Source organism: Duganella zoogloeoides, from assembly GCF_034479515.1.
GTDB classification, from domain to species: Bacteria; Pseudomonadota; Gammaproteobacteria; order Burkholderiales; family Burkholderiaceae_D; genus Rugamonas; species Rugamonas zoogloeoides.
In genome coordinates, this window is the sequence record NZ_CP140152.1 from 6,109,331 (window position 1) to 6,134,569 (window position 25,239).

Genomic DNA, 25,239 nt, shown 5'->3' on the forward strand with positions numbered 1-25,239 from the left:
GTGTATGGCGGATAATATCGCCTGTTGCCGTTTTTGAACCATCTTTGAACAACAATGCGACCCATGGATTTTACCCGCGACGACGCTTCCGAAGTAAAAGCTGCCCCAGCTGTTCCAACGGCGCCGGCCGTGCCTCCGCGCCTGACGCCCCCTGCGAATCAACTCTCGTACGCTGTCGCCACGTGGCTGCAGCGGGTCGATGCGGCAGCGCATCCCAAGGCCAAGCTCACGCCGCCGCCCGTCGATGCCGACCCCAAGCAAACCCAGTACCGCCTGATCTACGTACTCGCGCCCACCAGCGGCGGCCGTCACGTGGCGCTGTGCCTGTACAAGGCGCGGCTGCGGTCCAACGGCGACGTCGCGGCGGCCACGCCGGTCAGCGAAATCTTTTCGCTGCTGTCGGCGCCGCCCAACTTCCTGGTCGCGGGCGACGAAGACCTGGTGCGCTTTTTTGTCGCGATGCGCAGCGGCCAGAATTCGCAGACCGGCTCGGCCACCGAGCCGCGCGGCAAAATCGGCGCAGCGCTGCTGCAAATGCTGGCCGACCAGGACAAGCTGCTGTGGGCCAACTCGTGGTCCGACGTCGGCAACGGCCTGGTGTATCCGCTCAAGGGCGGCGTGCTGCGCGAAGCCAACCTGGCCTGGCGCGAAGAGGGTAAAGGATTGCGACTGGGCTGGGCCGTGCAACCGGCGCCCGGTGCGCGCCATGCCAGCCAGACCGGCGCCGACCAGGTCGATTACATGTTGCCGACCGATCCGCCGTGGTATATCGACAACCTGTCGTGCGGCGTGCTGCAATTGAACCAGGGCGGCGCCGCGATTCCGCTGGCCGACCTGCAGGCGCTGGTGGCGCAGGCACCGCTGCTCACCAACCACGACAAGATGCGCGTATCACAACTGTTGCTGGCCCACGGCCTGCAACAGCTGATGCCGCTGCCGCAACCGCTGCCGCAGCGCCTGCGCGACGACGTCAAGCCGCGCCCCGTGCTCACGCTCGACGCCGCCATGCTGGCGGACGGTTCGCTGCAACGCTGGCACGATTTTGCCGTGCTGTCGTTCGACTATGACGGCGAACGCGTGTCGTTCGATCCGTCGCAGCGGGTGGTGCGCCAGAAGGGCGACGTCACCGAGATCATCGCGCGCGACGAAGCGGCCGAAGCCGCCGCACTGGCGCTGCTGGCCGAGCGCGCGTTTGCCGCTCCCACCACGCTGCCGCTCAGCAGCCTCAAGGGCGGTTTGCTGTTGCCCAACCAGGCCGCCTGGATCCGCTTTGCCCGTGACGGCCTGGCGGAATTGAAAGACGCCGGCTGGAAGCTGGAAAAAACCGCCAAGTACCGCTACGACATGCGCGACGTGGGCGACTGGTATGCCGACGTGGCGCTTGATGAAGCCGACGGCGGCAACACCTGGTTCAACCTCGAGCTTGGCATCCTGGTGGACCAGGAGCGGGTGCCGCTGTTGCCCGTGCTGGTGCAACTGATCCGTGGCGCCCCCAACGATTTCACGCCCAAGGCCATCGCCCACCACGGCGACGAGGACCAGATGCTGGCCACCTTGCCGGACGGCGCCCGCGTGGCGCTGCCGTGGGCGCGCATCAAGCCCATCCTCGGTACCCTGGGTGAGTTGTATTTCAACGACAAGATCAAGACCTCGCTGCGCATGGCCACGCTCGACGCCGCGCGCCTCGATGAACTGGCGCGCAATGTCGAGATGCAATGGACCGGCGGCGAGGAACTGCGCGACATGGGCGCGCGCCTGAACCAGTTCGGCGCCGTCAAACGCATCGCCACCCCGGCCGGCCTGCGCGCCACCTTGCGCGACTATCAAACCGATGGCCTGTCGTGGATGCAGTTCCTGCGCGAATATAACTTCGGCGGCATCCTGGCCGATGACATGGGCCTGGGCAAGACCGTGCAAACCCTGGCTCACATCCTGGTGGAAAAGGAAGCCGGACGCCTGACCGCCCCGGCCCTGGTGATTGCCCCAACGAGTTTGATGGGCAACTGGCAGGAAGAGGCCGCGCGCTTCGCTCCCGACCTGAAAGTGCTGTTGTTGCAGGGCAAGGACCGCATGGCGCAGTTCGACCAGATCGACAGCGCCGACCTGGTCCTGACCACCTACGCCTTGCTGCCGCGCGACGAGGAAAAGCTGCGCGAGCACGACTTCCACCTGGTCATCCTCGACGAATCGCACTACATCAAGAATACCCGCAGCAAGGCCGCCCAGAGCGCCGGCCTGCTGCGCGCCCGCCACCGCCTGTGCCTGTCGGGCACGCCGCTGGAAAACCACCTGGGCGAGCTGTGGTCGCAATTCCACTTCCTGCTGCCCGGCCTGCTGGGCGACGAGAAGGGGTTCAATACCGTGTTCCGCCACCCGATCGAGCGCCAGGACGATCCGCTGCGCCGGTCCCTGCTCAACCGCCGCATCAAGCCGTTCCTGCTGCGCCGGACCAAGGACAACGTGGCCAAGGAACTGCCGCCGAAGACCGAGATGGTGCGCCGCGTGGAACTGACCGGCGCCCAGCGCGACCTGTACGAAACCGTGCGCCTGGCCATGGACCAGAAAGTGCGCGACGAAATCGACCGCAAGGGCGTGGCGCGCAGCCAGATCGTCATCCTCGAGGCGCTGCTCAAGCTGCGCCAGGTGTGCTGCGATCCACGGCTGGTGAAATCGCTGTCGTCGAAAAAGCAGACGGCCGGCTCGGCCAAGCTGATCGACCTGATGCAAATGGTGGAAGATTTGCTGGAAGAGAAGCGTAAAATCCTCGTCTTCTCGCAGTTCACCAGCATGCTCGAACTGATCGAACAGGAACTCGAAGCGCGCGACATTCCGTACGCGCTGCTCACCGGCGACACCAAGGACCGCAGCGCGCAAGTGGCGGCGTTCCAGCAGGGCGCGGTGCCGATTTTCCTGATCAGCCTGAAAGCGGGCGGCGTGGGGCTGAACCTGACGGCGGCCGATACCGTGATCCACTACGATCCATGGTGGAACCCGGCCGCCGAGAACCAGGCCACCGACCGTGCCTGGCGCATCGGCCAGGACAAGCCGGTATTCGTGTATAAACTGATCGCCAAGGGCACGCTGGAAGAAAAAATCCAGATCCTGCAACAGAAAAAATCGGACCTGGCCCAATCAATCCTGGCAGAAGGGGAGTCGCAAAAAATGGCACTCACGCAAGAGGACCTGCAACAAATCTTCGCGCCACTGGTCGAGTAATCGAGCATGGCGACCATCGCGGAACTCGAAGAGGCGCTGCGGCAGTCGCAGTCGCAGGCGGCGCGCTACCGCCAGTTGCTCGACCACAGCGGCGAAGTGAGCTGGATGATCGACTGCGCCAGCGGCGAGCTCGAATGGCTGAGCCATGCCGCTAAAACCCAGTTCGGCTACACGCTGGAAACTGCCCGGGCGCTGGCCTGGGACCTGGCGCAGGAACTGGCGCCCCGGCTCGACCGCTACGAGTCGGGCGACCTGAGCAGAAAACGCCTGGTGCGCGAAACCGAGTTGCCGCATGCCGACGGCCACACGGTGCCGGTGGAAATCGAATCGACCTTGATGACGGGTGCCGACGGCGTGCCGGTCTCGGTGCTGGGCGTGGTGCGCGATTTGACCGAGCGGCGGGCGCTGGCCGACCAGCAAAAGAAATTCGCCTCGATGCTGTCGCACGAGTTCCGTACGCCGCTGTCCACGATTGACGGCGCGGTCCAGCGCCTGGAAATGACGGGCGCCCACCACGACGAAGGCACGCGCAAGCGCTACCGCAAGATCCAGACGGCGGTGGACCGCATGCTGGCCATGCTCGACGACTACCTGTCGCCCGAGCGCATGGCCAGCATCGGCCGCGCGCGCCAGCCTGACGAAATTTCACCGGCCAACCTGCTTGAATCTGCCGCCGAAGGCGCGCGCACGCGCCGCGCCCGCGTCGATTTGCATATCGAGGCGCTGCCGCAATGGATGCGGTGCGACCCGGCCGGCATCCGCCTGTGCCTGGAAATCCTGCTCGACAATGCGATCAAATACACGCCGGCTGACACGCCGCTACAGCTGACGGGCAAAATGGCAGCCGAGGGCGGCGTCGAATTTCTGGTGCGCGACCATGGCGCCGGCGTGCCCGAGGCCGAACTTGAAACGATCTTCGGGCGCGGCACGCGCGGCGCCAATGCCACGGCCGCCGGCGTGGCCGGTTCGGGCCTGGGACTGTACATGGCGCGCTCGATTGCCGATGTCCACGGCGGCACCGTCACGGTCAGAAATGTTTCTGAAAGCGGCGCGGAATTTCGGATTTGGCTGCCGGCAGCCGCCAAGCCCGGGAAAAGCCTTGCGCGAGTGGATAGCAACAGTGATAATCCCCCGATGTAGGTGACGGGCTGGATAAGCTACTGCGCGCCTCGCTGCCCCTCCTGCGTTGCTCAGCGTACTTCAGTACGCTTCCGCTACTCGGAGTGGCAGCGAAGCGCTCGCTACGCTTCTCCAGGCCCGTTGATGCGATACTGGAATAGCAGTTTACACTGGGCAGTTTGTCCGTAAAAACATCGAATGGCGCATCAATGACGCAAATACTGATCGTGGAAGACAATCTGGACTACGCCGAGGAAATGGCGGAGTTCTTGACTGAGCTTCAACACGAGGTGCACATCACCAATAATGCCAGCGATATGTGGACCGCGCTAAGCCACGGCAACGTGGGCGTGGTCGTGCTGGACCTCGGCCTCCCCGACGAAGACGGTTTTAACGTCATCCCGCGCATGCGCCAGCTGTATCCCCAGATCGGCCTGCTGGTACTGACCGGGCGCGTGGCGTTCGACAACCGCATCCTGGGCCTGCGCCTGGGCGCCGACCACTACCTGACCAAGCCGATCAAGTTCCCGGAACTGGCTGCCCACATCGAGGCGCTCGACCGCCGCGTGGGACCGCAGGAAACCGCGCCCGCACCCAGCAAGTGGACGCTGAAAGTGAGCGCCCGCCAGCTGGAACTGCAAGGCACGGCGATCACCCTGACCGAAAAGGAATGCAATTTCCTGCACCTGCTGACGATTAACACCCGGCCGGTACCGCGCCAGGTGATCGTGGCCGGCATCGGTGGCGACGACCCCGACGCCGGGCGCCGGGTGGACATGCTGGTGTACCGCCTGCGCAAGAAGGCCCGCACCGGCCTGGGCCAGGACCTGCCGCTGCGCAGCGCCTATGGCGAGGGTTACAGCCTGTCGGCCAGTTTCAACCTGTCGTAACGCTTAGCTAGCAACTTTCAAATAAATAGGGACAAAGCGGTACTTCATTTTGCTGCTTGCCCAATTTATTGGGGACAGAGTACGATAGCGCTTTGATTCGCTTGCTGCGCACCTATGGCCCGCCTGCCCCGCCTGATTGTTCCCCACCAGCCGCACCACGTCATCCAGACCGGCAACAACGAGCAACCGGTGTTCCACGACGACGACGATTACCTGGCCTTCCTCGGCTGGCTGCGCGCGGCTGCCAAGACCTACAAGGTGCAAGTCCACGCCTACGTGCTGATGCCCAATCACCTGCACTTGCTGGTCACGCCCACCGATGAGGACGGCCTGGGCCAGATGATGCAGTGGGTGGGCCGCTACTACGTGCCGTACTTCAACCATAAATACGGCCGCAGCGGCACCTTGTGGAACGGCCGCTATAAAACCTCGCTGATCGACGCCGACGCCTATTTCATGTTGTGCAGCAGATACATCGAATCGAACCCGGTCAGGAGCGGCCTGGCGGCCCGCCACGAGGATTACCGTTGGTCCAGCTATTGCCACCACGCCGGCATTCGCCCGGACGGGTTGATCATCGATCACCCGAAGTTCTGGGAACTGGGCAACACGCCATTCGAGCGCGAGGCCGCCTACGTGGCGCTGTTCGAGCTGGTGATCACCAGCGACGATATCACCCGCATCGGGAACGCCCTGCTCAAGGGCTGGCCGCTGGGCTCGGAGCAGTTCAAGGCCGCCTTACAAAACAAGGTCAAGCGCCGGGTGCTGCCAGCAAAGCGGGGCCGGCCATTCAAGATCAAGCAAGAAACCGCGTAAAAATCGACCTAAAGCCGCAGTAAATTCAGTGACTGCGGCTTTTTTAGCGCCCGATTCACTCTGTCCCTAATAAAAAATTCTAAGGATATTTAAAAAATTAATTCGACTCCGACCCTAATTATTGTCATTGTTTTTTGTGTGGGATTGTTCTACTCTCCATTCTCATAGCCAATCTGCCAGTGGAGAGCACCATGAAAGCCCAAGGTCTGTACGATCCATCCAATGAACACGATGCCTGCGGCGTCGGATTCGTCGCCCATATCAAGGGTAACAAGAGCCACTCCATCGTCGAACAGGGTCTGATGATCCTGAAAAACATCGACCACCGCGGCGCGGTCGGTGCCGACCCGCTGATGGGCGACGGCGCCGGTATCCTGATCCAGATCCCGGACCAGTACTACCGCGACGAGATGGCCAAGCAGGGCGTGGAATTGCCGCCACCGGGCGAGTACGGCGTGGGCATGGTGTTCCTGCCAAAGGAAAACGCCTCGCGCATCGCCTGCGAACAGGAAATCGAGCGCGCCGTGCGCGCCGAAGGCCAGGTATTGCTGGGCTGGCGCAATGTGCCGGTCGATATCGAGATGCCGATGTCGCCGACCGTGCGCGAAAAAGAGCCGGTGATCCGCCAGATCTTCATCGGTCGCGGCCCGGACATCATGGTCACCGACGCGCTCGAGCGCAAACTGTACGTGATCCGCAAGTCGTCGGGCCACGCGATCCAGGCGCTGAACCTGATCCACGGCAAGGAATTCTTTGTCACCTCGATGTCGGCCCGTACCATCGTGTACAAGGGCTTGCTGCTGGCCGACCAGGTGGGCGTGTACTATAAAGACCTGCAGGATGCGCGTTGCGTCTCGGCGCTGGCGCTGGTGCACCAACGCTTCTCCACCAACACCTTCCCGGAATGGCCGCTGGCCCACCCGTACCGCCTGATCGCCCACAACGGCGAGATCAACACCGTCAAAGGCAACTTCAACTGGATGCGCGCGCGTGAAGGCGTGATGAAGTCGGCCGTGCTGGGCGAAGACCTGCAAAAGCTGTTCCCGCTGATCTACGAAGGCCAGTCGGACACCGCCTGCTTCGACAACGCGCTGGAACTGCTGTTGATGGCAGGCTACCCGCTGGCCCAGGCCATGATGATGATGATCCCGGAAGCCTGGGAAAATCACGGCACGATGGACGACAATCGCCGCGCCTTCTACGAATATCATGCCGCCATGATGGAACCATGGGACGGCCCCGCCGCCATGGCCTTTACCGACGGCCGCTACATCGGCGGCACGCTGGACCGCAACGGCTTGCGTCCGGCCCGCTACATCGTCACCGACGACGACCTGGTCGTGATGGCATCGGAATCGGGCGTGCTGCCGATTCCGGAATCGAAGATCATCCAGAAGTGGCGTCTGCAACCAGGCAAGATGTTCCTGATCGACCTGGAAGCGGGCCGCATCATCGACGATAAAGAGCTCAAAGACACCTACGCCAACGCCAAGCCGTACAAGGCGTGGATCAACGCGGTGCGCATCAAGCTCAACGAAATCAAGCTCAGCGAAAGCCAGCTGGCGCACAACCGCGCCAAGTACGGTGCGGGCACGACCGTCACCGCTGCGCCGGCGCAGGGCGAAAAAGCCGTGCCGTCGCTGCTGGACCGCCAGCAGGCGTTCGGCTACACCCAGGAAGACCTGAAATTCCTGATGGCGCCGATGGCGGCCGCCGGCGAAGAAGCGACCGGCTCGATGGGCAACGACTCGCCGCTGGCCGTCATGTCCAACAAACTCAAGCCGCTGTATAACTACTTCAAGCAGCTGTTCGCGCAAGTGACCAACCCGCCGATCGACCCGATCCGCGAAGCGATGGTGATGTCGCTGGTCTCGTTCATCGGTCCCAAGCCCAACCTGCTCGACACCAACAACGTCAACCCGCCGATGCGCCTCGAAGTGTCGCAGCCTATCCTCGGCTTCGACGACATGGAACGCCTGCGCAACATCAGCCTGCACACGGGCGGCAAGTTCAAGTCGTACGAGCTGAGCATCTGCTACCCGCTGTCGTGGGGCAAGGAAGGCATCGAAGCGTGCCTGGCCTCGCTGTGCGCGGAAGCGGTTGACGCCGTCAAATCGGGTCATAACATCCTGGTCGTGTCCGACCGCAGCATCGGCCCGGACCGCGTGGCGATTCCTGCGCTGCTGGCCACGTCCACCGTCCACCAGCACCTGGTGAGCAAGGGCCTGCGCGCGTCCACCGGCCTGGTCGTGGAAACCGGCTCGGCCCGCGAGACCCACCACTTCGCGCTGCTCGCTGGCTACGGCGCCGAAGCGATCCACCCGTACCTGGCGATGGAAACCCTGATCGAACTGGCGCACGGCATGCCGGGCGACCTGTCGGGCGAAAAAGCGATTTACAACTTCACCAAGGCGGTCGGCAAGGGCTTGATGAAGGTGATGTCGAAGATGGGCATCTCCACCTATATGTCGTACTGCGGCGCGCAGATCTTCGAAGCTGTCGGCCTGAACAAGTCGCTGGTCAACAAGTACTTCAAGGGCACGTCGTCGAACGTGGAAGGTATCGGCGTGTTCGAAGTGGCGGAAGAAGCGCTGCGCCTGCACGCGGCCGCCTTCGGCAACGACCCGGTGCTGGCCAACAACCTCGATGCGGGCGGCGAATACGCGTTCCGCGTGCGCGGCGAGGACCACCTGTGGACGCCGGACGCGATCGCCAAGCTGCAGCACTCGACCCGCGCGAATAACTTCTCGAGCTACAAGGAATACGCGCAAATCATCAACGACCAGAGCCGTCGTCACCTGACCCTGCGCGGCATGTTCGAGTTCAAGATCGACCCGAGCAAGGCGATTGCGCTCGACGAAGTGGAACCGGCCAAGGAAATCGTCAAGCGGTTTGCCACCGGCGCCATGTCGATGGGTTCGATCTCGACCGAAGCCCACGCGACGCTGGCCGTGGCGATGAATCGCATCGGCGGCAAATCGAACACCGGCGAAGGCGGCGAAGATCCATCGCGCTACACCCAGGAACTCAAAGGCATCAAGATCAAGCAGGGCGAGACCATGGCGTCGGTCATGGGCAAGGAACAGATGGTGGTGGACATCGCCTTGCAGGAAGGCGACTCGCTGCGTTCGCGCATCAAGCAGGTGGCATCGGGCCGTTTCGGCGTGACTGCCGCTTACCTGAACTCGGCCGATCAGATCCAGATCAAGATGGCGCAAGGCGCCAAGCCGGGCGAGGGCGGCCAGCTGCCAGGCCACAAGGTGTCGGAATACATCGCCACCCTGCGTTTCTCGGTGCCGGGCGTGGGCCTGATTTCCCCGCCGCCGCACCATGACATCTATTCGATCGAAGACCTGGCCCAGCTGATCCACGATCTGAAAAACGCCAACCCGCGCGCGTCGATCTCGGTCAAGCTGGTATCGGAAGTCGGTATCGGCACGGTGGCCGCTGGTGTAACCAAGGCCAAGGCCGACCACGTAGTCGTCGCCGGCCATGACGGCGGCACCGGCGCCTCGCCGCTGTCGTCGGTGAAGCACGCCGGCACGCCGTGGGAACTGGGCCTGGCCGAAACCCAGCAGACCCTGGTGCTGAACGGTTTGCGCTCGCGTATCCGCGTCCAGGCCGACGGCCAGATGCGTACCGGCCGCGACGTGGTGATTGCCGCCATGCTGGGCGCTGACGAAATCGGCTTTGCCACGGCGCCGCTGGTGGTCGAGGGCTGCATCATGATGCGCAAATGCCACCTGAACACCTGCCCGGTGGGCGTGGCCACGCAAGACCCGGTGCTGCGCGCCAAGTTCTCCGGCAAACCGGAATACGTGGTCAACTACTTCTTCTTCGTCGCCGAAGAAGCGCGTCAACTGATGGCGCAACTGGGCATCCGTACGTACGACGAACTGATCGGCCGCGTTGACCTGCTCGACAAATCGAAAGCGATCTCGCACTGGAAAGCCAAGGGCCTCGACTTCACCAACATCTTCCACCAGCCCGAAGTGCAGAACGGCCAGTCGATCTACCACACCATGGACCAGGATCACGGCCTGGACAAGGCGCTCGACCACAAGCTGATCGCGCAAGCAAAAGGCGCGCTGGAAAAAGGCGAACGCGTCTCGTTCATCTCGCCGGTGCGCAACGTCAACCGTACGGTTGGCACCATGCTGTCGGGCGAAGTGGCCAAGCGTTACGGCCACGCCGGCCTGCCGGACGACACCATCCACATCCAGCTGCAAGGCACGGCCGGCCAGTCGGCCTGCGCATTCCTGGCGCACGGCATCACCATCGACCTGGTAGGCGAGGGTAACGATTACGTGGGCAAGGGCTTGTCGGGCGGCCGCATCATCGTGCGTCCGAACACCGAGTTCCGTGGCTGGGCGGTCAACAACATCATCGTCGGCAATACCGTGCTGTACGGCGCCATCAACGGCGAAGCGTTCTTCAACGGCGTGGCCGGCGAGCGTTTCGCGGTGCGTAACTCGGGCGCCACGGCGATTGTCGAAGGCACCGGCGACCACGGTTGCGAATATATGACCGGCGGCACCGTGGTGGTGCTGGGCGCCACCGGCCGCAACTTCGCGGCCGGCATGTCGGGCGGTATCGCCTATGTGTACGACCCGGAAGGCGACTTCGAATCGCGCTGCAACACGGCGATGGTGACCCTGGAGCGCGTGCTCAGCACCAAGGAGCAGTCGGCGCAAAGCGAAACCTACCACGTGCTGCACAAGGACCTGGGCCGCGAGTCGGACGAAGTGATCCTGAAGCGCCTGATCGAGCGTCACTTCAAGCACACGGGCAGCACCCGCGCCCGCCTGTTGCTCGACAACTGGCTTGAGAGCCGCAGCAAGTTCGTCAAGGTATTCCCAAGCGAATACAAGCGCGTACTGGCCGAAATGGCCGAGGACGTGGCGAACGAGACGGCGGTAGTGCAGCCGGTGGCTGCTTGATCAGAAGAGTCAGCAATTTCGATAGCTGAACGGATTGTTAGCCTAAAAGCCGTCATTCCCGCGAAAGCGGGAATCCATAGAACGCTACCACCGACCAATCGGTCTATGGATCTCGCATCGGCGAACCGCCGCGTACGCGAGGATGACGGCGCGGCGGTCCCGAGGCTGCGCGACAGTCCGCCGAAGCGGAAAAACGACTCGGCAGTCCAGGGTCAACACAGAATATGAGGATTTAATCGTGGGTAAAATCACCGGTTTCATGGAATTCCAGCGTCAGGAAGAAGGCTATCTGCCACCAGCGACGCGTTTGAAAAATTACGCCGAGTTCGTCATTCCCCTGACGAACGAGCAAGCCAAGGTGCAGGGTGCACGCTGCATGGATTGCGGCATCCCGTTCTGCAACAACGGCTGCCCGGTCAACAACATCATCCCCGACTGGAACGACCTGGTCTATCGCGGCAACTACCGCGAAGCGCTCGATACGCTGCACTCGACCAACAACTTCCCCGAGTTCACCGGCCGCATCTGCCCGGCGCCGTGCGAAGCCGCCTGTACCCTGGGCATCAGCGAAGATCCGGTCGGCATCAAGTCGATCGAACATAAAATCATCGACGAAGGCTGGGAACACGGCTGGGTCGTGCCGCAGCCTGCGGCGCACCAGACCGGCAAGAAAATCGCCGTGGTCGGTTCCGGTCCTGCCGGCCTGGCCGCTGCCCAGCAGCTGGCGCGGGCCGGCCACGCGGTCACCGTGTTCGAGAAATCGGACCGTGCCGGCGGCCTGCTGCGTTATGGCATTCCAGACTTCAAGATGGAAAAGTCGCACATCGACCGCCGCATCAAGCAGATGGAAGCCGAAGGCGTGGTGTTCCGCACCAGCGTGTTGATCGGCAAGGACTTCCCGGCCAACGTCAACAACTGGGCCAAGGAAACCATTTTCCCGGAAGACCTGGAAAAAGAGTTCGATGCCGTGATCCTCGCTGGCGGCGCCGAGCAGCCGCGCGACTTGCCGGTGCCGGGCCGTGAATTGAAGGGCGTGCACTTCGCCATGGACTTCCTGCCCCAGCAAAACAAGATCAACGCCGGCGACAAGGTCAAAGACCAGATCAAGGCCACAGGCAAGCACGTGGTCGTGATCGGCGGCGGCGATACCGGTTCCGACTGCGTTGGCACCTCGAACCGCCAGGGCGCCGCATCGGTCACCCAGTTCGAACTGATGCCGATGCCGCCGGAGCAAGAGAACAAGCCGCTGGTGTGGCCATACTGGCCGACCAAGCTGCGCACCTCGTCGTCACACGACGAAGGTTGCGAGCGCGACTGGGCCGTGGCCACCAAGCGCCTGGAAGGCAAGAACGGTAAAGTGGAAAAACTGGTTGCCTGCCGCGTGGAATGGAAAGACGGCAAGATGGCCGAAGTGCCGAATTCGGAATTCGACATGAAGGCCGACCTGGTGTTCCTGGCCATGGGCTTCGTGTCGCCGGTTGCCAACATTCTCGACGCCTTTGGCGTGGAAAAAGATGCGCGCGGCAATGCCAAGGCAACCACCGACGGCGAAGGTTGCTACAAAACCTCGTCGGCCAAGGTGTTTGCTGCCGGCGACGTGCGCCGCGGCCAGTCGCTGGTCGTGTGGGCCATCCGCGAAGGCCGCCAGTGCGCACGCGCAGTCGATGAATTCCTGATGGGCAGTTCCGAACTGCCACGCTGATCACCGCCGCCAGGCACTGTTTTCCCCCGGGAGTGGGCGGGCAATCCCCGCGCCTCCCGGTTTTTTTTGTGCCCCCGATGATGCAATGCACAATGTAACAAATCGTGCCTCATGTAAATTGCTGACTTTGGGTTCAGTAGTGTTGTATTATCGGCGATACATCGTCCGTCCCTTTGCGTTGAACGGAGGTGCTTCCAGCAAGGATTGACCTTTCTGCACTACAATACGGCATCAAAAAATAAAGAGTTCCGTCGTGTCCAATCTAGTCGAAATTCGCGATTTACATTTCTCGTATGGAAAGCGAGCCATCCTGTCCGGGCTGAGCATGGATTTCCCACGTGGAAAAGTGATCGCAGTCATGGGCGGTTCGGGTAGCGGCAAGACCACGGTATTGCGCCTGATCGGTGGCCAGCTCACCCCGCGCAAAGGCCAGGTCAAGGTGCAGGGCCAGGTGGTCCACAAGCTCAATACCGCTGGCCTGTACTTGCTGCGCCGTAAAATGGGCATGCTGTTCCAGCATGGCGCCCTGTTTACCGATCTCACCGTGTACGAAAACGTCGCCTTCCCGCTGCGCGAGCACACCGACTTGCCGGAAGAGCTGATCCGCAACCTGGTGTTGATGAAGCTGCACGCCGTGGGCCTGCGCAATGCAGCGGCATTAAAACCCGGAGAAATCTCGGGCGGCATGGCGCGCCGCGTGGCGCTGGCGCGGTCGATCGCGCTCGATCCCGAACTGATCATGTACGACGAGCCGTTTGCCGGCCTCGACCCGATCTCGATGGGTGTCACCGCCAACCTGATCCGCAATCTGAATACCGCGCTCGGTTCGACCACGGTGCTGGTGTCGCACGACGTCAAGGAATGCTTCGCCATTGCCGACTACGTGTATTTCCTGTCGCAGGGCAAAATCGTTGCGCATGGCACGCCGGCCGACATGATGGCGTCCACCGACCCGTATGTGCACCAGTTCGTCAACGCGGAAGCGGACGGACCGGTGCCGTTCCACTATCCCGGCAAATCCCTGGCCGACGACCTTGGCCTGGGAGTCAAAGCATGAGTGTAAGAAATTTGTTGTCCAAGCTCGGTGCGCCGCTGCGCGATTTCGTCGAAGGCATCGGCTTTGCCGCGCGCACGTTCTTCGAAATCCTGCGCCTGTCGCCGGGGCTGATCTTCCGCCGGCCGCACCTGCTGGTCGAGCAGCTGCACTTCATTGGCAATTACTCGATGGTCATCATCACCCTGTCCGGCCTGTTCGTCGGCATGGTGCTGGGCTTGCAGGGTTATTACACGCTCAATAAATACGGCGCCGAGCAATCGCTGGGCCTGCTGGTGGCGCTGGGTCTCACGCGCGAGCTGGGGCCGGTGATTACTGCGCTGCTGTTTGCCGGCCGCGCCGGCACGTCGCTGACGGCCGAAATCGGCCTGATGAAGGCGGGCGAGCAACTGTCCGCCATGGAAATGATGGCCGTAAACCCGATCCAGCGCGTGCTGGCGCCGCGTTTCTGGGCCGGCGTGATCTCGGTGCCGCTGCTGGCGTCGGTATTCAGTGCCGTGGGCGTGATGGGCGGCTACCTGGTCGGTGTGCAACTGATTGGCGTGGACGAAGGCGCGTTCTGGTCGCAAATGCAGGGCGGCGTCGACCTGTTCAAGGACGTGCTCAACGGCTTCGTCAAGAGCATCGTTTTCGGCGTGGCGATCACTTTCATCGCGCTGTACCAGGGTTACCAGGCGCGTCCGACCCCGGAAGACGTGGCCCGCGCCACCACCCGCACGGTCGTGATCTCGTCGCTGATGGTCTGGTGGCTGGACTTCATGTTGACGGCGCTGATGTTCAGCAAATAGTTGTAAGATAAAACGGAATTAAACGAGGATAGTTATGCAACGCAAATCTCTGGATGTCTGGGTCGGCCTGTTTATCGTCATCGGCGTGGCCGCACTGATGTTTCTGGTGTTAAAAGCCAGCAATACCGGCTCATTGTCCTTCGGTAAAACCTATGCGATTACCGCCAAGTTCGACAACATCGGCAGCCTGCGTCCGCAAGCGGCCGTCAAGGCGTCGGGCGTGGTCATCGGCCGCGTGGGCGAGATCAGTTTCGACGACAAGACTTACCAGGCGCTGGTGACCTTGAACATGGATGAAGGCTATAACTTCCCGAAAGACAGCTCGGCCAAGATTCTGACGGCAGGCCTGTTGGGTGAGCAATATGTAGGTATCGAAGCAGGCGGCGACGAGAAAAACCTGGTCGCCGGAGACAAAATCGCACGTACCCAATCGGCTGCCGTGCTGGAAGACCTGATCAATCAGTTCATCTACAGCAAGGCTGCCGAAGGCAAAAAGGACGAATAAATGAAAAGCAATAAAACCTCGCTGCGCACCGCTGCGCTGGTGCTGGGTACCGCGATGATGCTGGCCGGCTGCGCCGGTCCGAACCCGCGCGACCCGTACGAAAGCTACAACCGCGCCATGTTCACCTTCAACGACAAGGTCGATACCTACGCGTTGAAACCGGTGGCCACCGTGTATCGCGACGTCACGCCATCGTTCGTGCAAACGGGCGTGGGCAACTTCTTCGGCAACATTTCCGATGCCTGGAGCGGCGTCAACAACCTGTTGCAAGGCAAGGGCGAAGACGGCATGACCGATATCACCCGCTTCGCGCTGAACTCCACGCTCGGTATTCTCGGCCTGTTCGACATCGCCACCCCGGCCGGCCTGGAAAAGCACAAGGAAGACTTCGGCCAGACCCTGGGCGTCTGGGGCCTGGAATCGGGTCCGTACCTGGTGCTGCCGCTGCTGGGACCGTCCACCGTGCGCGACACCGTGGCGCTGCCAGCCGACTTCGCCGGCAATATCTGGCGCTACAAGGATCCGACCAATGTCCGCAACATCGGTACCGGCATCAACCTGATCGACACCCGCGCCAGCCTGCTCGACGCCGGCTCGCTGTTTGAAGACGCCGCGCTCGACCGCTACGTGTTCCTGCGCGATGGCTATCTGCAGCGCCGCGAAAGCCAGGTCTTCCCGGACGGCAATCCGCGCAAGCCGAAGCAGAACGACGACCCGTACGGTGAAGACGACGGCGCCAAGCCGGTCACCGATCCGCAAGCCGCTCCGGCAACCCCGGCGCCCGCAGCAGAGCCGGCCCCGGCGCCAGTGTCGCCGCCGCAAGCGGACGCCGCGCCGGCGGGCACCGCTGAAACCGCCGCCGTGGCCTCGGCCACCGCCGCTGCAACTGTTGCTCCAGTGGAAACTTCGCCAACCGTGTCAGCGGAATCCGCCCCGAACGCGTTAAACTCCGGTACACCGGCTGCGAACTGAGCCAGCCTGTGACCCGAAGAACTCACACAAGGTAGATAAACGATGAATCTGATCAAACAACTGATAGCTGTTGCCACCGTGGCCACGATGGGCTTTACCATGACCGCGCAAGCGGCCGAAGCGCCCGATGCGCTGGTCAAGCGCATCAGCGAAGACGTGATCAACACTGCCAAGGCCGACAAGGACATCCAGTCCGGCAATCAGCAAAAAATCATGGCGCTGGTCGAAAACAAGATCCTGCCGTACGTCGATTCGAACCGCATGACCGCGCTGGCGGCCGGCCGCTTCTGGCGCCAGGCGTCGCCTGAGCAACAGAAGGCGCTGTCGGAACAGTTCCGCACGCTGCTGGTGTACACGTACTCGGGCGCGCTGTCGCAAATCAAGAACGAAACCATCACCTTCAAGCCGCTGCGCGCCGATGCGGCCGATACCGACGTGGAAGTGCGTTCGCAAGTGAACATGACCCGTGGCGATCCGGTCCTGCTGAACTACCGCGTGGCCAAGGCTGGCGACAGCTGGAAAATCTATGACATCAACGTCATGGGCGCCTGGCTGGTGGAAACCTACAAGGGCACGTTCACGTCCGAAATCAACAAGGGTGGCATCGACGGCCTGATCAAGACGCTGAGCGACAAGAACAAGTCGCTGGCAAGCAAACCGCTCAAAGCCAATCCTGCCACGCCAGCCAAATAAGTAACCAGGTACACCCCATGACCGCCGACGCCACCGACAACCTGCAATCACTCACGTCCCTGACCGTGCTCAACGCCACTGCGGCGCAAGAGCGGGGCTTGGCCGCCATCAAGGCCGGCCAGCGGGCGTTTGATTTAAGCAACGTTACCTCGGTGGATTCGGTGGCCGTGTCGGTGCTGCTTTCCTGGCAGCGCGCCGCGCGCGAAGCCGGGGTGCAGCTGGCGCTGCACAACCTGCCTGCCTCGCTGAAAAACCTGACCAAGCTCTATGGCGTCTGCGGCCTGGTGTTCCCCGGCCAGGAAGAAGAGCAAGATCTGGACAATACCACCGTCGCCCCGGCCGCCGCGCCTGCCGACCTGCACCACCATCATTGACCCCCGCTCCGCCCCCCTCGCAGTTGTAGTATTCCGCCGGTCCGGCTCGACCGACCCAGATTTCCAATATAATTGAACGTTGCCGCAGCTACAGCGCTGCGGCCCCCCTGAATCACCGTTTCGTGCCGTTTTTCGGCGCCTGGCGGGCACCCAGCGCCGGTCACGCCGTCGCACAACATAAAGTCTAGAATGTCAGCGATCCAAATAACGAATGTCGAAAAGCGCTACAAGTCGCTCCAGGCGCTGGGCGGCGTGTCGCTCACCATCGAGGAGGGCGAGTTTTTCGGCCTGCTGGGCCCCAACGGCGCCGGCAAGACTACCCTGATTTCCATCATCGCCGGCCTGATCCGGCCCGATGCCGGCAAGGTCAGCATTCACGGCCACGACGTCACCGGCGATTTTCGTGAAGCGCGGCGCAAGCTGGGCGTGGTGCCGCAGGAACTGGTGTTCGATCCGTTCTTCACCGTGCGCGAAACCCTGCGCCTGCAATCGGGCTACTTCGGCCTGCCCAACAACGATGCCTGGATCGACGAGGTGATGCACAACCTCGACCTGACCAACAAGGCCGACACCAATATGCGCGCCCTGTCCGGCGGCATGAAGCGCCGCGTGCTGGTCGCGCAGGCGCTGGTGCACAAGCCGCCCGTGATCGTGCTCGACGAGCCGACCGCCGGCGTGGACGTGGAGCTGCGCCAGACGCTGTGGAAGTTCATCTCGCGCCTCAATCGCGAAGGCCACACCGTGGTGCTCACCACCCACTACCTGGAAGAAGCGCAGGCGATGTGCAAGCGCGTCGCCATGCTCAAGAGCGGCAAGGTCGTCGCGCTCGATTCGATGGCGGCGCTGATCCGTCGCATCTCGGGCTCGCAGCTGATCGTCAACATGACGGCCGGCGATTTGCCCGATGACCTGCGCCACCTGGTCACGCACCCGGAAGTCTCCGACCACGGCCGCAAGTACAGCCTGCGCATCAACGAGTATTCGGAAGTGGAAGGCATCCTGGCGCGCCTGCGCGAGTCGGGCGCCGTGATCGACGAGATGCAGCTGCAGCAGGCCGATCTCGAAGACATCTTCCTGCAAATCATGGACAAGGGCTCCGTATGAATTTTATCTCGAGCGGCTTCCGCACCCTGGTCTATAAAGAGACGCTGCGCTTCTGGAAGGTTGCGACGCAAACCGTGGCGGCGCCGATCCTGACCGCCATGCTGTACCTGCTGATCTTCGGCCACGTTTTGGAGGGCCGGGTGCAGGTGTACGAGGGCGTGAGCTACACGTCGTTCCTGATTCCCGGCCTGGTGATGATGAGCGTGCTGCAAAACGCGTTTGCCAACTCGTCGTCGTCGCTGATTCAATCGAAAATCACCGGCAACCTGGTGTTCGTGCTGTTGACGCCCCTGTCGCACTGGGAAATCTTCTCGGCGTACGTGATCGCGGCCATGGTGCGCGGCCTGGCCGTGGGCCTGGGCGTGTTTGCCGTGACCGCGTGGTTCGCCCACATGAGTTTTGCGGCGCCGCTGTGGATCGCCGTGTTTGCCCTGCTGGGCGCGGCCATCCTCGGCACCATGGGGCTGATCGCCGGCATCTGGGCCGAAAAATTCGACCAGCTGGCCGCGTTCCAGAACTTCCTGATCATGCCGTTGACGTTTTTGTCCGGCGTGTTCTACTCGATCCACTCGCTGCCGTCGTTCTGGCTCACCGTTTCGCACCTGAACCCGTTCTTCTACATGATCGACGGCTTCCGCTACGGCTTCTTCGGCCAGTCCGACACCAGCCCCTGGATCAGCCTGGGCATCGTCTCGGCCTTCCTGGTGGTGCTGTCGCTGGCGGCGATCCGGCTGCTGCGCAGCGGCTATCGTCTGCGACACTAACCGGCGGCACCAGGAACACAATCATGCGTCAAATACAGATAACAGATTTAAAACAGGACCCCATCATGGCTACCACCCCAGAACTGATCCACGGCTACATCTCTGCCGGCCTCGAATGCACCCATCTCGAAGTGGACGGCGACGGCCAGCACTTCCAGGCCATCATCGTGTCGCCGGCGTTTGCCGGCAAGCGTCCGATCCAGCGCCATCAGCTGGTGTACGCCGCGCTGGGCGACCGCATGCGCGAAGAAATCCACGCGCTGTCGATGAAAACCCTCACCCCAGAAGAATACCAAGGCTAAGCATGGACAAGCTCCTCATTCAAGGCGGCAACCGCCTGCACGGCGACATCACGATTTCGGGCGCGAAAAACGCCGCGCTGCCGATCCTGTGCGCCGGCCTGCTGACGTCCGGCGACGTCGAGCTGTCCAATGTGCCGCACCTGCACGACGTGGCCACCATCCTGAAACTGCTGGGCCAGACCGGCTTGAAGGTCACCCAGGACAACGACAAGGTCACCCTGAACGGCGCCGCCATCGACAAGCTCGAAGCGCCGTATGAACTGGTGAAAACCATGCGCGCGTCGATCCTGGTGCTGGGCCCCTTGCTGGCGCGTTTCGGCCAGGCCAAGGTATCGCTGCCGGGCGGCTGCGCCATCGGTTCGCGTCCCGTCGATCAGCACATCAAGGGCCTGCAGGCCATGGGCGCCGAGATCACCATCGAGGCGGGCTACATTTACGCCAAGTGCGCCAAGCTGAAAGGCGCGCGCATCGTCACCGACATGATCACCGTCACCGGCACCGAGAACCTCTTGATGGCCGCCACCCTGGCCGACGGCGAGACCGTGCTGGAAAACGCCGCGTGCGAACCGGAAGTGACGGACCTTGCCAACCTGCTGGTGGCCATGGGCGCCAAGATCGAAGGTATCGGCACCAACCGCCTGGTCATTCAAGGTGTGGCCGAGCTGCATGGCGCCAAACACGCCGTGATTTCCGACCGCATCGAAGCGGCCACGTTCCTGTGCGCGGTCGCTGCCACCGGCGGCGACATCACCATCCGCAATACGCGCGTGGACATCATGGACGCCGCGCTCGACAAGCTGCGCGAAATGGGCCTGCAACTGACCGTGGGCGACAACTGGATCCGCGCGCAGATGGATGCACGCCCCACGCCTGTGACGTTCCGCACCACCGAATACCCGGGCTTCCCCACCGACATGCAGGCGCAGTTCATGGCAGTCAACACGATTGCCAACGGCGCCAGCCGCGTGACTGAAACCATTTTTGAAAACCGCTTCATGCACGTGCAGGAGATGAACCGCCTGGGCGCGGCCATCGAGACCGACGGCAACACCGCCTTCATCAAGGGCGTGGAGCAACTGGTCGGCGCGCCGGTGATGGCAACCGACCTGCGTGCGTCCGCATCGCTGGTGATCGCGGCCATGGCTGCGCGCGGCGAGACGCTGATCGACCGCATTTATCATCTCGATCGCGGTTACGACCAGATGGAAGTCAAACTGTCGGCCGTTGGCGCCAACATCAAACGGATCAAATGATGAACGTACCAGAGAACCAGCAACTGATCCTGGCCCTGTCCAAGGGCCGGATTTTCGACGACACCCTGCCGCTGCTGGAAGCGGCCGGCATCACCGTCACGGAAAATCCGGAAACCTCGCGCAAGCTGATTTTGGCCACCAACGACCCCGGCGTGCGCGTGCTGATCGTGCGCGCCACCGACGTGCCGACCTATGTGCAGCATGGCGCGGCGGACTTTGGCGTGGCCGGCAAGGACGTCCTGCTCGAACACGGCGGCGAAGGCCTGTACCAGCCGATCGACCTCAATATCGCCGCATGCCGCATGTCGGTGGCCGTGAAAAACGGTTTTGATTACGAGACCGCCGTGCGCCAGGGCGCACGCCTGCGCGTGGCCACCAAGTTCGTGCAGACCGCGCGCGAGCACTTCGCCAAGAAGGGCGTGCACGTCGATCTGATCAAGCTGTATGGCTCGATGGAACTGGCGCCGCTGGTCGGGCTGTCCGACGCCATCGTGGACGTGGTCAGCACCGGCAATACGCTGCGCGCCAACGACCTGGTGGAAGTGGAAGCGATCATGGACATCTCGTCGCGCCTGATCGTCAACCAGGCCGCCTTAAAGCTCAAGCGCCAGCGTTTGCAGCCCATCCTCGAAGCGTTCGAGCGCGCGGCAAAAAAGTAAATCAATACGGAACACATCATGTCGATCCAAATTACCAAGCTCGATTCCACGCTAGCCGATTTTCAAAAGTCCCTGGACACCTTGCTGGCATTTGAAGCAGGCACCGATGATGCGATCGAGCGTGCCGTCACCGGCATCCTGGCCGACGTCAAGGCGCGCGGCGACGCCGCCGTCCTCGAATACACCAACCGCTTCGACCGCATTCCGGACGGCGGCGCCGCCAGCATGGCCGCTTTTGACATCGGCCAGGACGAACTGCAGGCAGCGCTCGCAGCGATTCCCGCCGCCCAGCGCGACGCCCTCAACGTGGCCGCGCAGCGCATCCGCGTATTCCACGAACGGCAAAAGCAGGAACTGAACGGCTTTACCTATACCGAAGCCGATGGCACCATCCTCGGCCAGAAGGTCACGCCGCTCGACCGCGTGGGCATTTACGTCCCCGGTGGCAAGGCAGCGTACCCGTCGTCGGTGCTGATGAACGCGATTCCGGCCCACGTGGCGGGCGTACAGGAAATCATCATGGTGGTACCGACACCTGATGGCGTAAAAAACCAGATGGTGCTGGCCGCCGCCGCGATTGCCGGTGTGACGCGCGTGATCACCATCGGCGGCGCCCAGGCGGTGGCCGCGCTGGCGCATGGCACCGAGACCATACAGCCGGTCGATAAAATCGTCGGTCCCGGCAACGCGTATGTCGCTGCCGCCAAGCGCCGCGTGTTCGGCATCGTCGGCATCGACATGATCGCCGGTCCGTCGGAGATACTGGTCATCTGCGACGGCACCACCGACCCGGACTGGGTGGCGATGGACCTGTTCTCGCAGGCCGAGCACGACGAACTGGCGCAGGCCATCATGCTGTGCCCGGACGCCGACTACATCGCCCGCGTGGAAGCGAGCATCGAAAAACTGCTGCCGACCATGCCGCGCCAGGACACCATCCGCACGTCGCTCACCGACCGTGGCGCGCTGGTGAAAGTGCGCGACCTGGACGAAGCATGCGCGATCGCCAACAGCATCGCTGCCGAGCACCTGGAAATCTCGGCCGAGAATCCGCAGCAGTGGGCCGATAAAATCCGCCACGCGGGCGCCATGTTCCTGGGACGCTTCTCGTCCGAGTCGCTGGGCGACTACTGCTGCGGCCCGAACCACGTGCTGCCGACGTCGCGCACCGCGCGCTTCTCGTCGCCGCTGGGCGTGTACGATTTCCAGAAACGCTCGTCGATCATCCACGTCAGCGAAGCCGGCGCGCAAACCCTCGGTAAAATCGCGGCCGAACTGGCGTACGGCGAAGGCTTGCAGGCGCACGCCCGCAGCGCTGAACTCAGGTTAAATACTCCGGCTGAACCGCGATGACCGAAAAATGGCTCAACCAGGTTTTCTGCGAGGACGCGCTGTCCGGACTGGCGCGCATCCCCGACGGTTCCATTGACCTGATCTTGACCGACCCGCCGTACAACCTGGGCAAGGACTACGGCAACGCGTCCGACCAGCAGACGGTCGATGACTACCTGCGCTGGACCGAGCAGTGGATCGACGCCGCGCTGCCCAAGCTCAAGCCCAACGGCAGCCTGTACATCTTTTTGACGTGGCGCTTTTCGCCCGAAATCTTCGTGCTGCTGAAAAAGCGCATGACGATGATGAACGAGATTATCTGGGACCGGCGCGTGCCGTCGATGGGCGGCAGCGTGCGCAGCTACTCGTCGGTGCACGACACCATCGGCTTTTTTGTCCGCCGCAAGGATTATTATTTCGACCTCGACGCCGTGCGCATCGCCTACGACGCTGAGACCAAGAAGGCCCGTTCGCGCTCGATCTTCATTGGCGCCAAGTGGCTCGAAGTGGGCTACAACCCCAAGGACCTGTGGAGCGTCTCGCGCCTGCACAAGGAGCATCCCGAACGCGCCGACCATCCGACGCAAAAGCCGCTGGAAATCATCGAGCGCATGGTCAAGGCTTCGTGCCCGCCCGACGGCGTGGTGCTCGACCTGTTCATGGGCAGCGGCACCACGGCAATTGCCGCCAAGCGTTGCGGACGCAGCTTCGTCGGCTTTGAACTCAATCCCGACTACTGCGCGATCATCGACGAACGGCTGGCGGCGCTGGACTTGCCGCCGGTGGTGAAGAAAAAGCCGGCGCCGAAAAAAACCGCCTCGAAGAAAGCTGACGTCGTAGCTGCCGCTATCGTACCGCCCAAGGCGCCTGCGAAGGCAAGGGCCAGGGCGGCAAGCGACACTGCGCCCACGCTGGCCACCGTGACCAGCACCGCACCCAAGGCGGTGACAAAAAAAGCCGCCACCAAAAAAATCGTCGCCGCCAAACCCAAGACCGCCACCAAGCGACTTTCAACCGTAGCCTGACCAGGAGCTCCCGCCAGATGTCCGCCATCGACACCCTCATCGCCAACACCATACGGCCGGACGTCGCAGCCATGCAGGGCTACCACGTGGCCGACGCCAGTGGCTTCGTGAAGCTCGATGCGATGGAAAACCCGTACCAGCTGCCCGAGCATTTGCTGCAGGAGCTGGGCACGCGCCTGGCTGCCGCCACCCTGAACCGCTACCCGGTGGCGTCGTACGCAACCACCAGGCACAAGGTACGCGCCACGCTGGGCGTGCCGGCAGGGTATGACGTCATGCTCGGCAACGGTTCCGATGAACTGATCTCGATCCTGTGCATGGCGTGCGCGCAGCAGGAGCGCCGCGCGGTGGTGCTGTCGCCCACACCGTCGTTCGTGATGTACGCGCGCTCGGCGCAGTATGCGGGCATGGACTACGTGGGCGTACCGGTGAAAGCGGACCTCACGCTCGACCTGCCGGCCATGCTTGCGGCGATCAACCAGCACAAGCCGGCGCTGGTGTTCCTGTCGTACCCGAACAACCCGACCGGCAACCTGTTCGCAGAAAGCGATATCGTCGCCATCATCAAGGCTTTGGACGGTTTCGGCCTGGCCGTGGTGGATGAAGCGTACGAGCCGTTCGCCCAGCAGACCTTCATGGACCGCCTGCCGCAGTTCGACAACCTGGTGGTGATGCGCACGGTCTCGAAGCTGGGACTGGCGGGAATCCGCCTCGGCTACATGTCGGCGGCGCCCAAACTGCTCGAGCAGTTCGATAAAGTGCGGCCTCCTTACAACATCAACGTATTGACGCAGACGGCGGCCGAATTCGCGCTCGACCACGTGGAGGTGCTGAACCAGCAGGCGCACGCGTTGCGCGCCGCACGCGCCGATCTGATGGCTGCATTGGCAGAATTTCCCGGCGTGAAGGTTTTTCCGTCGGCGGCGAATTTTATCTTGATTCGGGTGCCCAATGCCGACGATGCCAACGTCAAACTACTATCTCACAAGGTATTAATTAAAAATGTGAGTAAAATGCATGCTGTGCTGGCCAATTGTTTACGCATTACGGTCAGTACCCCGGCAGAAAACGCCACCTTCCTCGATGCCTTCGCCGCGTCGCTGGCAGCCTGAGTAACCTCGCGAGCCCCCTCATGAACCGCACCGCAGAAATCACCCGCAATACCAACGAGACGCAAGTGCGCGTCTCCATCAACCTCGATGGCACCGGCCAGCAAAAGCTCAATACCGGCGTGCCCTTCCTCGACCACATGCTCGACCAGATCGCCCGCCATGGCCTGTTCGACCTGGAAGTGGAAGCGACCGGCGACATCCATATCGACAACCACCACACGGTGGAAGACGTGGGCATCACGCTGGGCATGGCCGTGGCCAAGGCCATCGGCGACCGCAAGGGCATCGTCCGTTACGGCCATTCGTATGTGCCGCTCGACGAAGCGCTGTCGCGCGTGGTGCTGGACTTCTCGGGCCGGCCAGGCATCGAGTACCACATCCCGTTTACGCGCGCCATGATCGGCACTTTCGACGTGGACCTGACCCTGGAATTTTTCCGCGGCTTCGTCAACCACGCGCTGGTCACCCTGCACATCGACAACCTGCGCGGCACCAATGCGCACCACCAGTGCGAGACCGTGTTCAAGGCCTTCGGCCGTGCGCTGCGCATGGCGTCCGAGCTCGATCCGCGCGCGGCCGGCACCATTCCCTCGACCAAGGGCACTCTGTGAGACTTCAC

The 25,239-nt window shown here is 62.5% G+C and carries 20 protein-coding genes and 1 pseudogene; all 21 read left to right on the plus strand.

The window, feature by feature from the left end; translation table 11 throughout:
- Nucleotides 1–63 precede the first annotated feature (63 nt).
- Nucleotides 64–3,216 carry a DEAD/DEAH box helicase gene (locus SR858_RS26830; RefSeq protein WP_019924143.1) on the plus strand — a complete coding sequence of 1,051 codons (3,153 nt, stop codon included), beginning with the start codon at nucleotides 64–66 and terminating at the stop codon, nucleotides 3,214–3,216.
- Between the two features lie 6 nt (nucleotides 3,217–3,222).
- The gene (locus SR858_RS26835) at nucleotides 3,223–4,356 is read left to right on the plus strand and encodes a PAS domain-containing sensor histidine kinase (protein WP_019924142.1); all 1,134 of its coding nucleotides are present in this window, start codon (nucleotides 3,223–3,225) and stop codon (nucleotides 4,354–4,356) included.
- Between the two features lie 188 nt (nucleotides 4,357–4,544).
- Nucleotides 4,545–5,225 (plus strand): response regulator transcription factor, encoded by a 681-nt coding sequence (locus SR858_RS26840; RefSeq protein ID WP_019924141.1) that lies wholly within the window; start codon nucleotides 4,545–4,547, stop codon nucleotides 5,223–5,225.
- Nucleotides 5,226–5,339: 114 nt separating this feature from the next.
- Nucleotides 5,340–6,041 carry a transposase gene (locus SR858_RS26845; RefSeq protein ID WP_019924140.1) on the plus strand — a complete coding sequence of 234 codons (702 nt, stop codon included), beginning with the start codon at nucleotides 5,340–5,342 and terminating at the stop codon, nucleotides 6,039–6,041.
- A 191-nt stretch (nucleotides 6,042–6,232) separates the two neighbouring features.
- Nucleotides 6,233–10,981: a glutamate synthase-related protein gene (locus SR858_RS26850; RefSeq protein ID WP_019924139.1), complete on the plus strand. Its 4,749-nt coding sequence runs from the start codon at nucleotides 6,233–6,235 to the stop codon at nucleotides 10,979–10,981.
- Nucleotides 10,982–11,219: 238 nt separating this feature from the next.
- Nucleotides 11,220–12,683 carry a glutamate synthase subunit beta gene (locus tag SR858_RS26855; RefSeq protein ID WP_019924138.1) on the plus strand — a complete coding sequence of 488 codons (1,464 nt, stop codon included), beginning with the start codon at nucleotides 11,220–11,222 and terminating at the stop codon, nucleotides 12,681–12,683.
- Nucleotides 12,684–12,936: 253 nt separating this feature from the next.
- Entirely contained in the window at nucleotides 12,937–13,740 is an 804-nt protein-coding gene (locus SR858_RS26860; RefSeq protein WP_026637701.1) for an ABC transporter ATP-binding protein, read from the plus strand.
- Nucleotides 13,737–14,525, plus strand: coding sequence for a lipid asymmetry maintenance ABC transporter permease subunit MlaE (gene mlaE, locus SR858_RS26865; RefSeq protein ID WP_026637700.1), 789 nt, complete (start codon nucleotides 13,737–13,739; stop codon nucleotides 14,523–14,525). The genes SR858_RS26860 and mlaE overlap by 4 nt, the downstream gene beginning before the upstream one ends.
- Before the next feature lie 34 nt (nucleotides 14,526–14,559).
- Nucleotides 14,560–15,030 (plus strand): outer membrane lipid asymmetry maintenance protein MlaD, encoded by a 471-nt coding sequence (gene mlaD, locus SR858_RS26870; RefSeq protein ID WP_019924135.1) that lies wholly within the window; start codon nucleotides 14,560–14,562, stop codon nucleotides 15,028–15,030.
- Nucleotides 15,031–16,002 (plus strand): MlaA family lipoprotein, encoded by a 972-nt coding sequence (locus SR858_RS26875; protein ID WP_019924134.1) that lies wholly within the window; start codon nucleotides 15,031–15,033, stop codon nucleotides 16,000–16,002.
- A 42-nt stretch (nucleotides 16,003–16,044) separates the two neighbouring features.
- Complete coding sequence (locus SR858_RS26880; RefSeq protein ID WP_019924133.1) at nucleotides 16,045–16,695, plus strand: MlaC/ttg2D family ABC transporter substrate-binding protein; 651 nt, start codon at nucleotides 16,045–16,047, stop codon at nucleotides 16,693–16,695.
- Nucleotides 16,696–16,712: 17 nt separating this feature from the next.
- Entirely contained in the window at nucleotides 16,713–17,069 is a 357-nt protein-coding gene (locus SR858_RS26885; protein ID WP_019924132.1) for an STAS domain-containing protein, read from the plus strand.
- 189 nt (nucleotides 17,070–17,258) lie between these two features.
- Nucleotides 17,259–18,173, plus strand: a complete 915-nt coding sequence (locus tag SR858_RS26890; protein ID WP_019924131.1) for an ABC transporter ATP-binding protein — start codon at nucleotides 17,259–17,261, stop codon at nucleotides 18,171–18,173.
- Complete coding sequence (locus SR858_RS26895; RefSeq protein ID WP_019924130.1) at nucleotides 18,170–18,937, plus strand: ABC transporter permease; 768 nt, start codon at nucleotides 18,170–18,172, stop codon at nucleotides 18,935–18,937. Before SR858_RS26890 ends, SR858_RS26895 begins: the two co-directional genes overlap by 4 nt.
- A 65-nt stretch (nucleotides 18,938–19,002) precedes the next feature.
- Nucleotides 19,003–19,239, plus strand: coding sequence for a BolA family protein (locus SR858_RS26900; protein WP_019924129.1), 237 nt, complete (start codon nucleotides 19,003–19,005; stop codon nucleotides 19,237–19,239).
- Between the two features lie 2 nt (nucleotides 19,240–19,241).
- Nucleotides 19,242–20,492, plus strand: coding sequence for a UDP-N-acetylglucosamine 1-carboxyvinyltransferase (gene murA / locus SR858_RS26905; protein WP_019924128.1), 1,251 nt, complete (start codon nucleotides 19,242–19,244; stop codon nucleotides 20,490–20,492).
- Nucleotides 20,489–21,151, plus strand: coding sequence for an ATP phosphoribosyltransferase (gene hisG / locus SR858_RS26910; RefSeq protein ID WP_019924127.1), 663 nt, complete (start codon nucleotides 20,489–20,491; stop codon nucleotides 21,149–21,151). The genes murA and hisG overlap by 4 nt, the downstream gene beginning before the upstream one ends.
- 18 nt (nucleotides 21,152–21,169) lie before the next feature.
- Nucleotides 21,170–22,504 carry a histidinol dehydrogenase gene (gene hisD, locus SR858_RS26915; protein WP_019924126.1) on the plus strand — a complete coding sequence of 445 codons (1,335 nt, stop codon included), beginning with the start codon at nucleotides 21,170–21,172 and terminating at the stop codon, nucleotides 22,502–22,504.
- Nucleotides 22,501–23,301: pseudogene (locus SR858_RS26920) on the plus strand (DNA-methyltransferase); the annotation flags it as partial. The gene hisD and the pseudogene SR858_RS26920, both read left to right, overlap by 4 nt.
- A 224-nt stretch (nucleotides 23,302–23,525) precedes the next feature.
- Nucleotides 23,526–24,620, plus strand: a complete 1,095-nt coding sequence (gene hisC / locus SR858_RS26925) for a histidinol-phosphate transaminase (protein ID WP_019924124.1) — start codon at nucleotides 23,526–23,528, stop codon at nucleotides 24,618–24,620.
- Between the two features lie 20 nt (nucleotides 24,621–24,640).
- Nucleotides 24,641–25,231, plus strand: a complete 591-nt coding sequence (gene hisB, locus SR858_RS26930) for an imidazoleglycerol-phosphate dehydratase HisB (RefSeq protein ID WP_019924123.1) — start codon at nucleotides 24,641–24,643, stop codon at nucleotides 25,229–25,231.
- Nucleotides 25,232–25,239: the final 8 nt, after the last annotated feature.

Excerpts from the sequence above, each read along its gene's own strand:
- SR858_RS26830 (WP_019924143.1), top strand. The coding sequence starts at position 64 with ATGGATTTTACCCGCGACGACGCTTCCGAAGTAAAAGCTGCCCCAGCT.
- SR858_RS26835 (WP_019924142.1), top strand. The coding sequence starts at position 3,223 with ATGGCGACCATCGCGGAACTCGAAGAGGCGCTGCGGCAGTCGCAGTCG.
- SR858_RS26840 (WP_019924141.1), top strand. The coding sequence starts at position 4,545 with ATGACGCAAATACTGATCGTGGAAGACAATCTGGACTACGCCGAGGAA.
- SR858_RS26845 (WP_019924140.1), top strand. The coding sequence starts at position 5,340 with ATGGCCCGCCTGCCCCGCCTGATTGTTCCCCACCAGCCGCACCACGTC.
- SR858_RS26850 (WP_019924139.1), top strand. The coding sequence starts at position 6,233 with ATGAAAGCCCAAGGTCTGTACGATCCATCCAATGAACACGATGCCTGC.
- mlaE (WP_026637700.1), top strand. The coding sequence starts at position 13,737 with ATGAGTGTAAGAAATTTGTTGTCCAAGCTCGGTGCGCCGCTGCGCGAT.
- mlaD (WP_019924135.1), top strand. The coding sequence starts at position 14,560 with ATGCAACGCAAATCTCTGGATGTCTGGGTCGGCCTGTTTATCGTCATC.
- SR858_RS26875 (WP_019924134.1), top strand. The coding sequence starts at position 15,031 with ATGAAAAGCAATAAAACCTCGCTGCGCACCGCTGCGCTGGTGCTGGGT.
- SR858_RS26880 (WP_019924133.1), top strand. The coding sequence starts at position 16,045 with ATGAATCTGATCAAACAACTGATAGCTGTTGCCACCGTGGCCACGATG.
- SR858_RS26885 (WP_019924132.1), top strand. The coding sequence starts at position 16,713 with ATGACCGCCGACGCCACCGACAACCTGCAATCACTCACGTCCCTGACC.
- SR858_RS26890 (WP_019924131.1), top strand. The coding sequence starts at position 17,259 with ATGTCAGCGATCCAAATAACGAATGTCGAAAAGCGCTACAAGTCGCTC.
- SR858_RS26895 (WP_019924130.1), top strand. The coding sequence starts at position 18,170 with ATGAATTTTATCTCGAGCGGCTTCCGCACCCTGGTCTATAAAGAGACG.
- SR858_RS26900 (WP_019924129.1), top strand. The coding sequence starts at position 19,003 with ATGGCTACCACCCCAGAACTGATCCACGGCTACATCTCTGCCGGCCTC.
- murA (WP_019924128.1), top strand. The coding sequence starts at position 19,242 with ATGGACAAGCTCCTCATTCAAGGCGGCAACCGCCTGCACGGCGACATC.
- hisG (WP_019924127.1), top strand. The coding sequence starts at position 20,489 with ATGATGAACGTACCAGAGAACCAGCAACTGATCCTGGCCCTGTCCAAG.
- hisD (WP_019924126.1), top strand. The coding sequence starts at position 21,170 with ATGTCGATCCAAATTACCAAGCTCGATTCCACGCTAGCCGATTTTCAA.
- hisC (WP_019924124.1), top strand. The coding sequence starts at position 23,526 with ATGTCCGCCATCGACACCCTCATCGCCAACACCATACGGCCGGACGTC.
- hisB (WP_019924123.1), top strand. The coding sequence starts at position 24,641 with ATGAACCGCACCGCAGAAATCACCCGCAATACCAACGAGACGCAAGTG.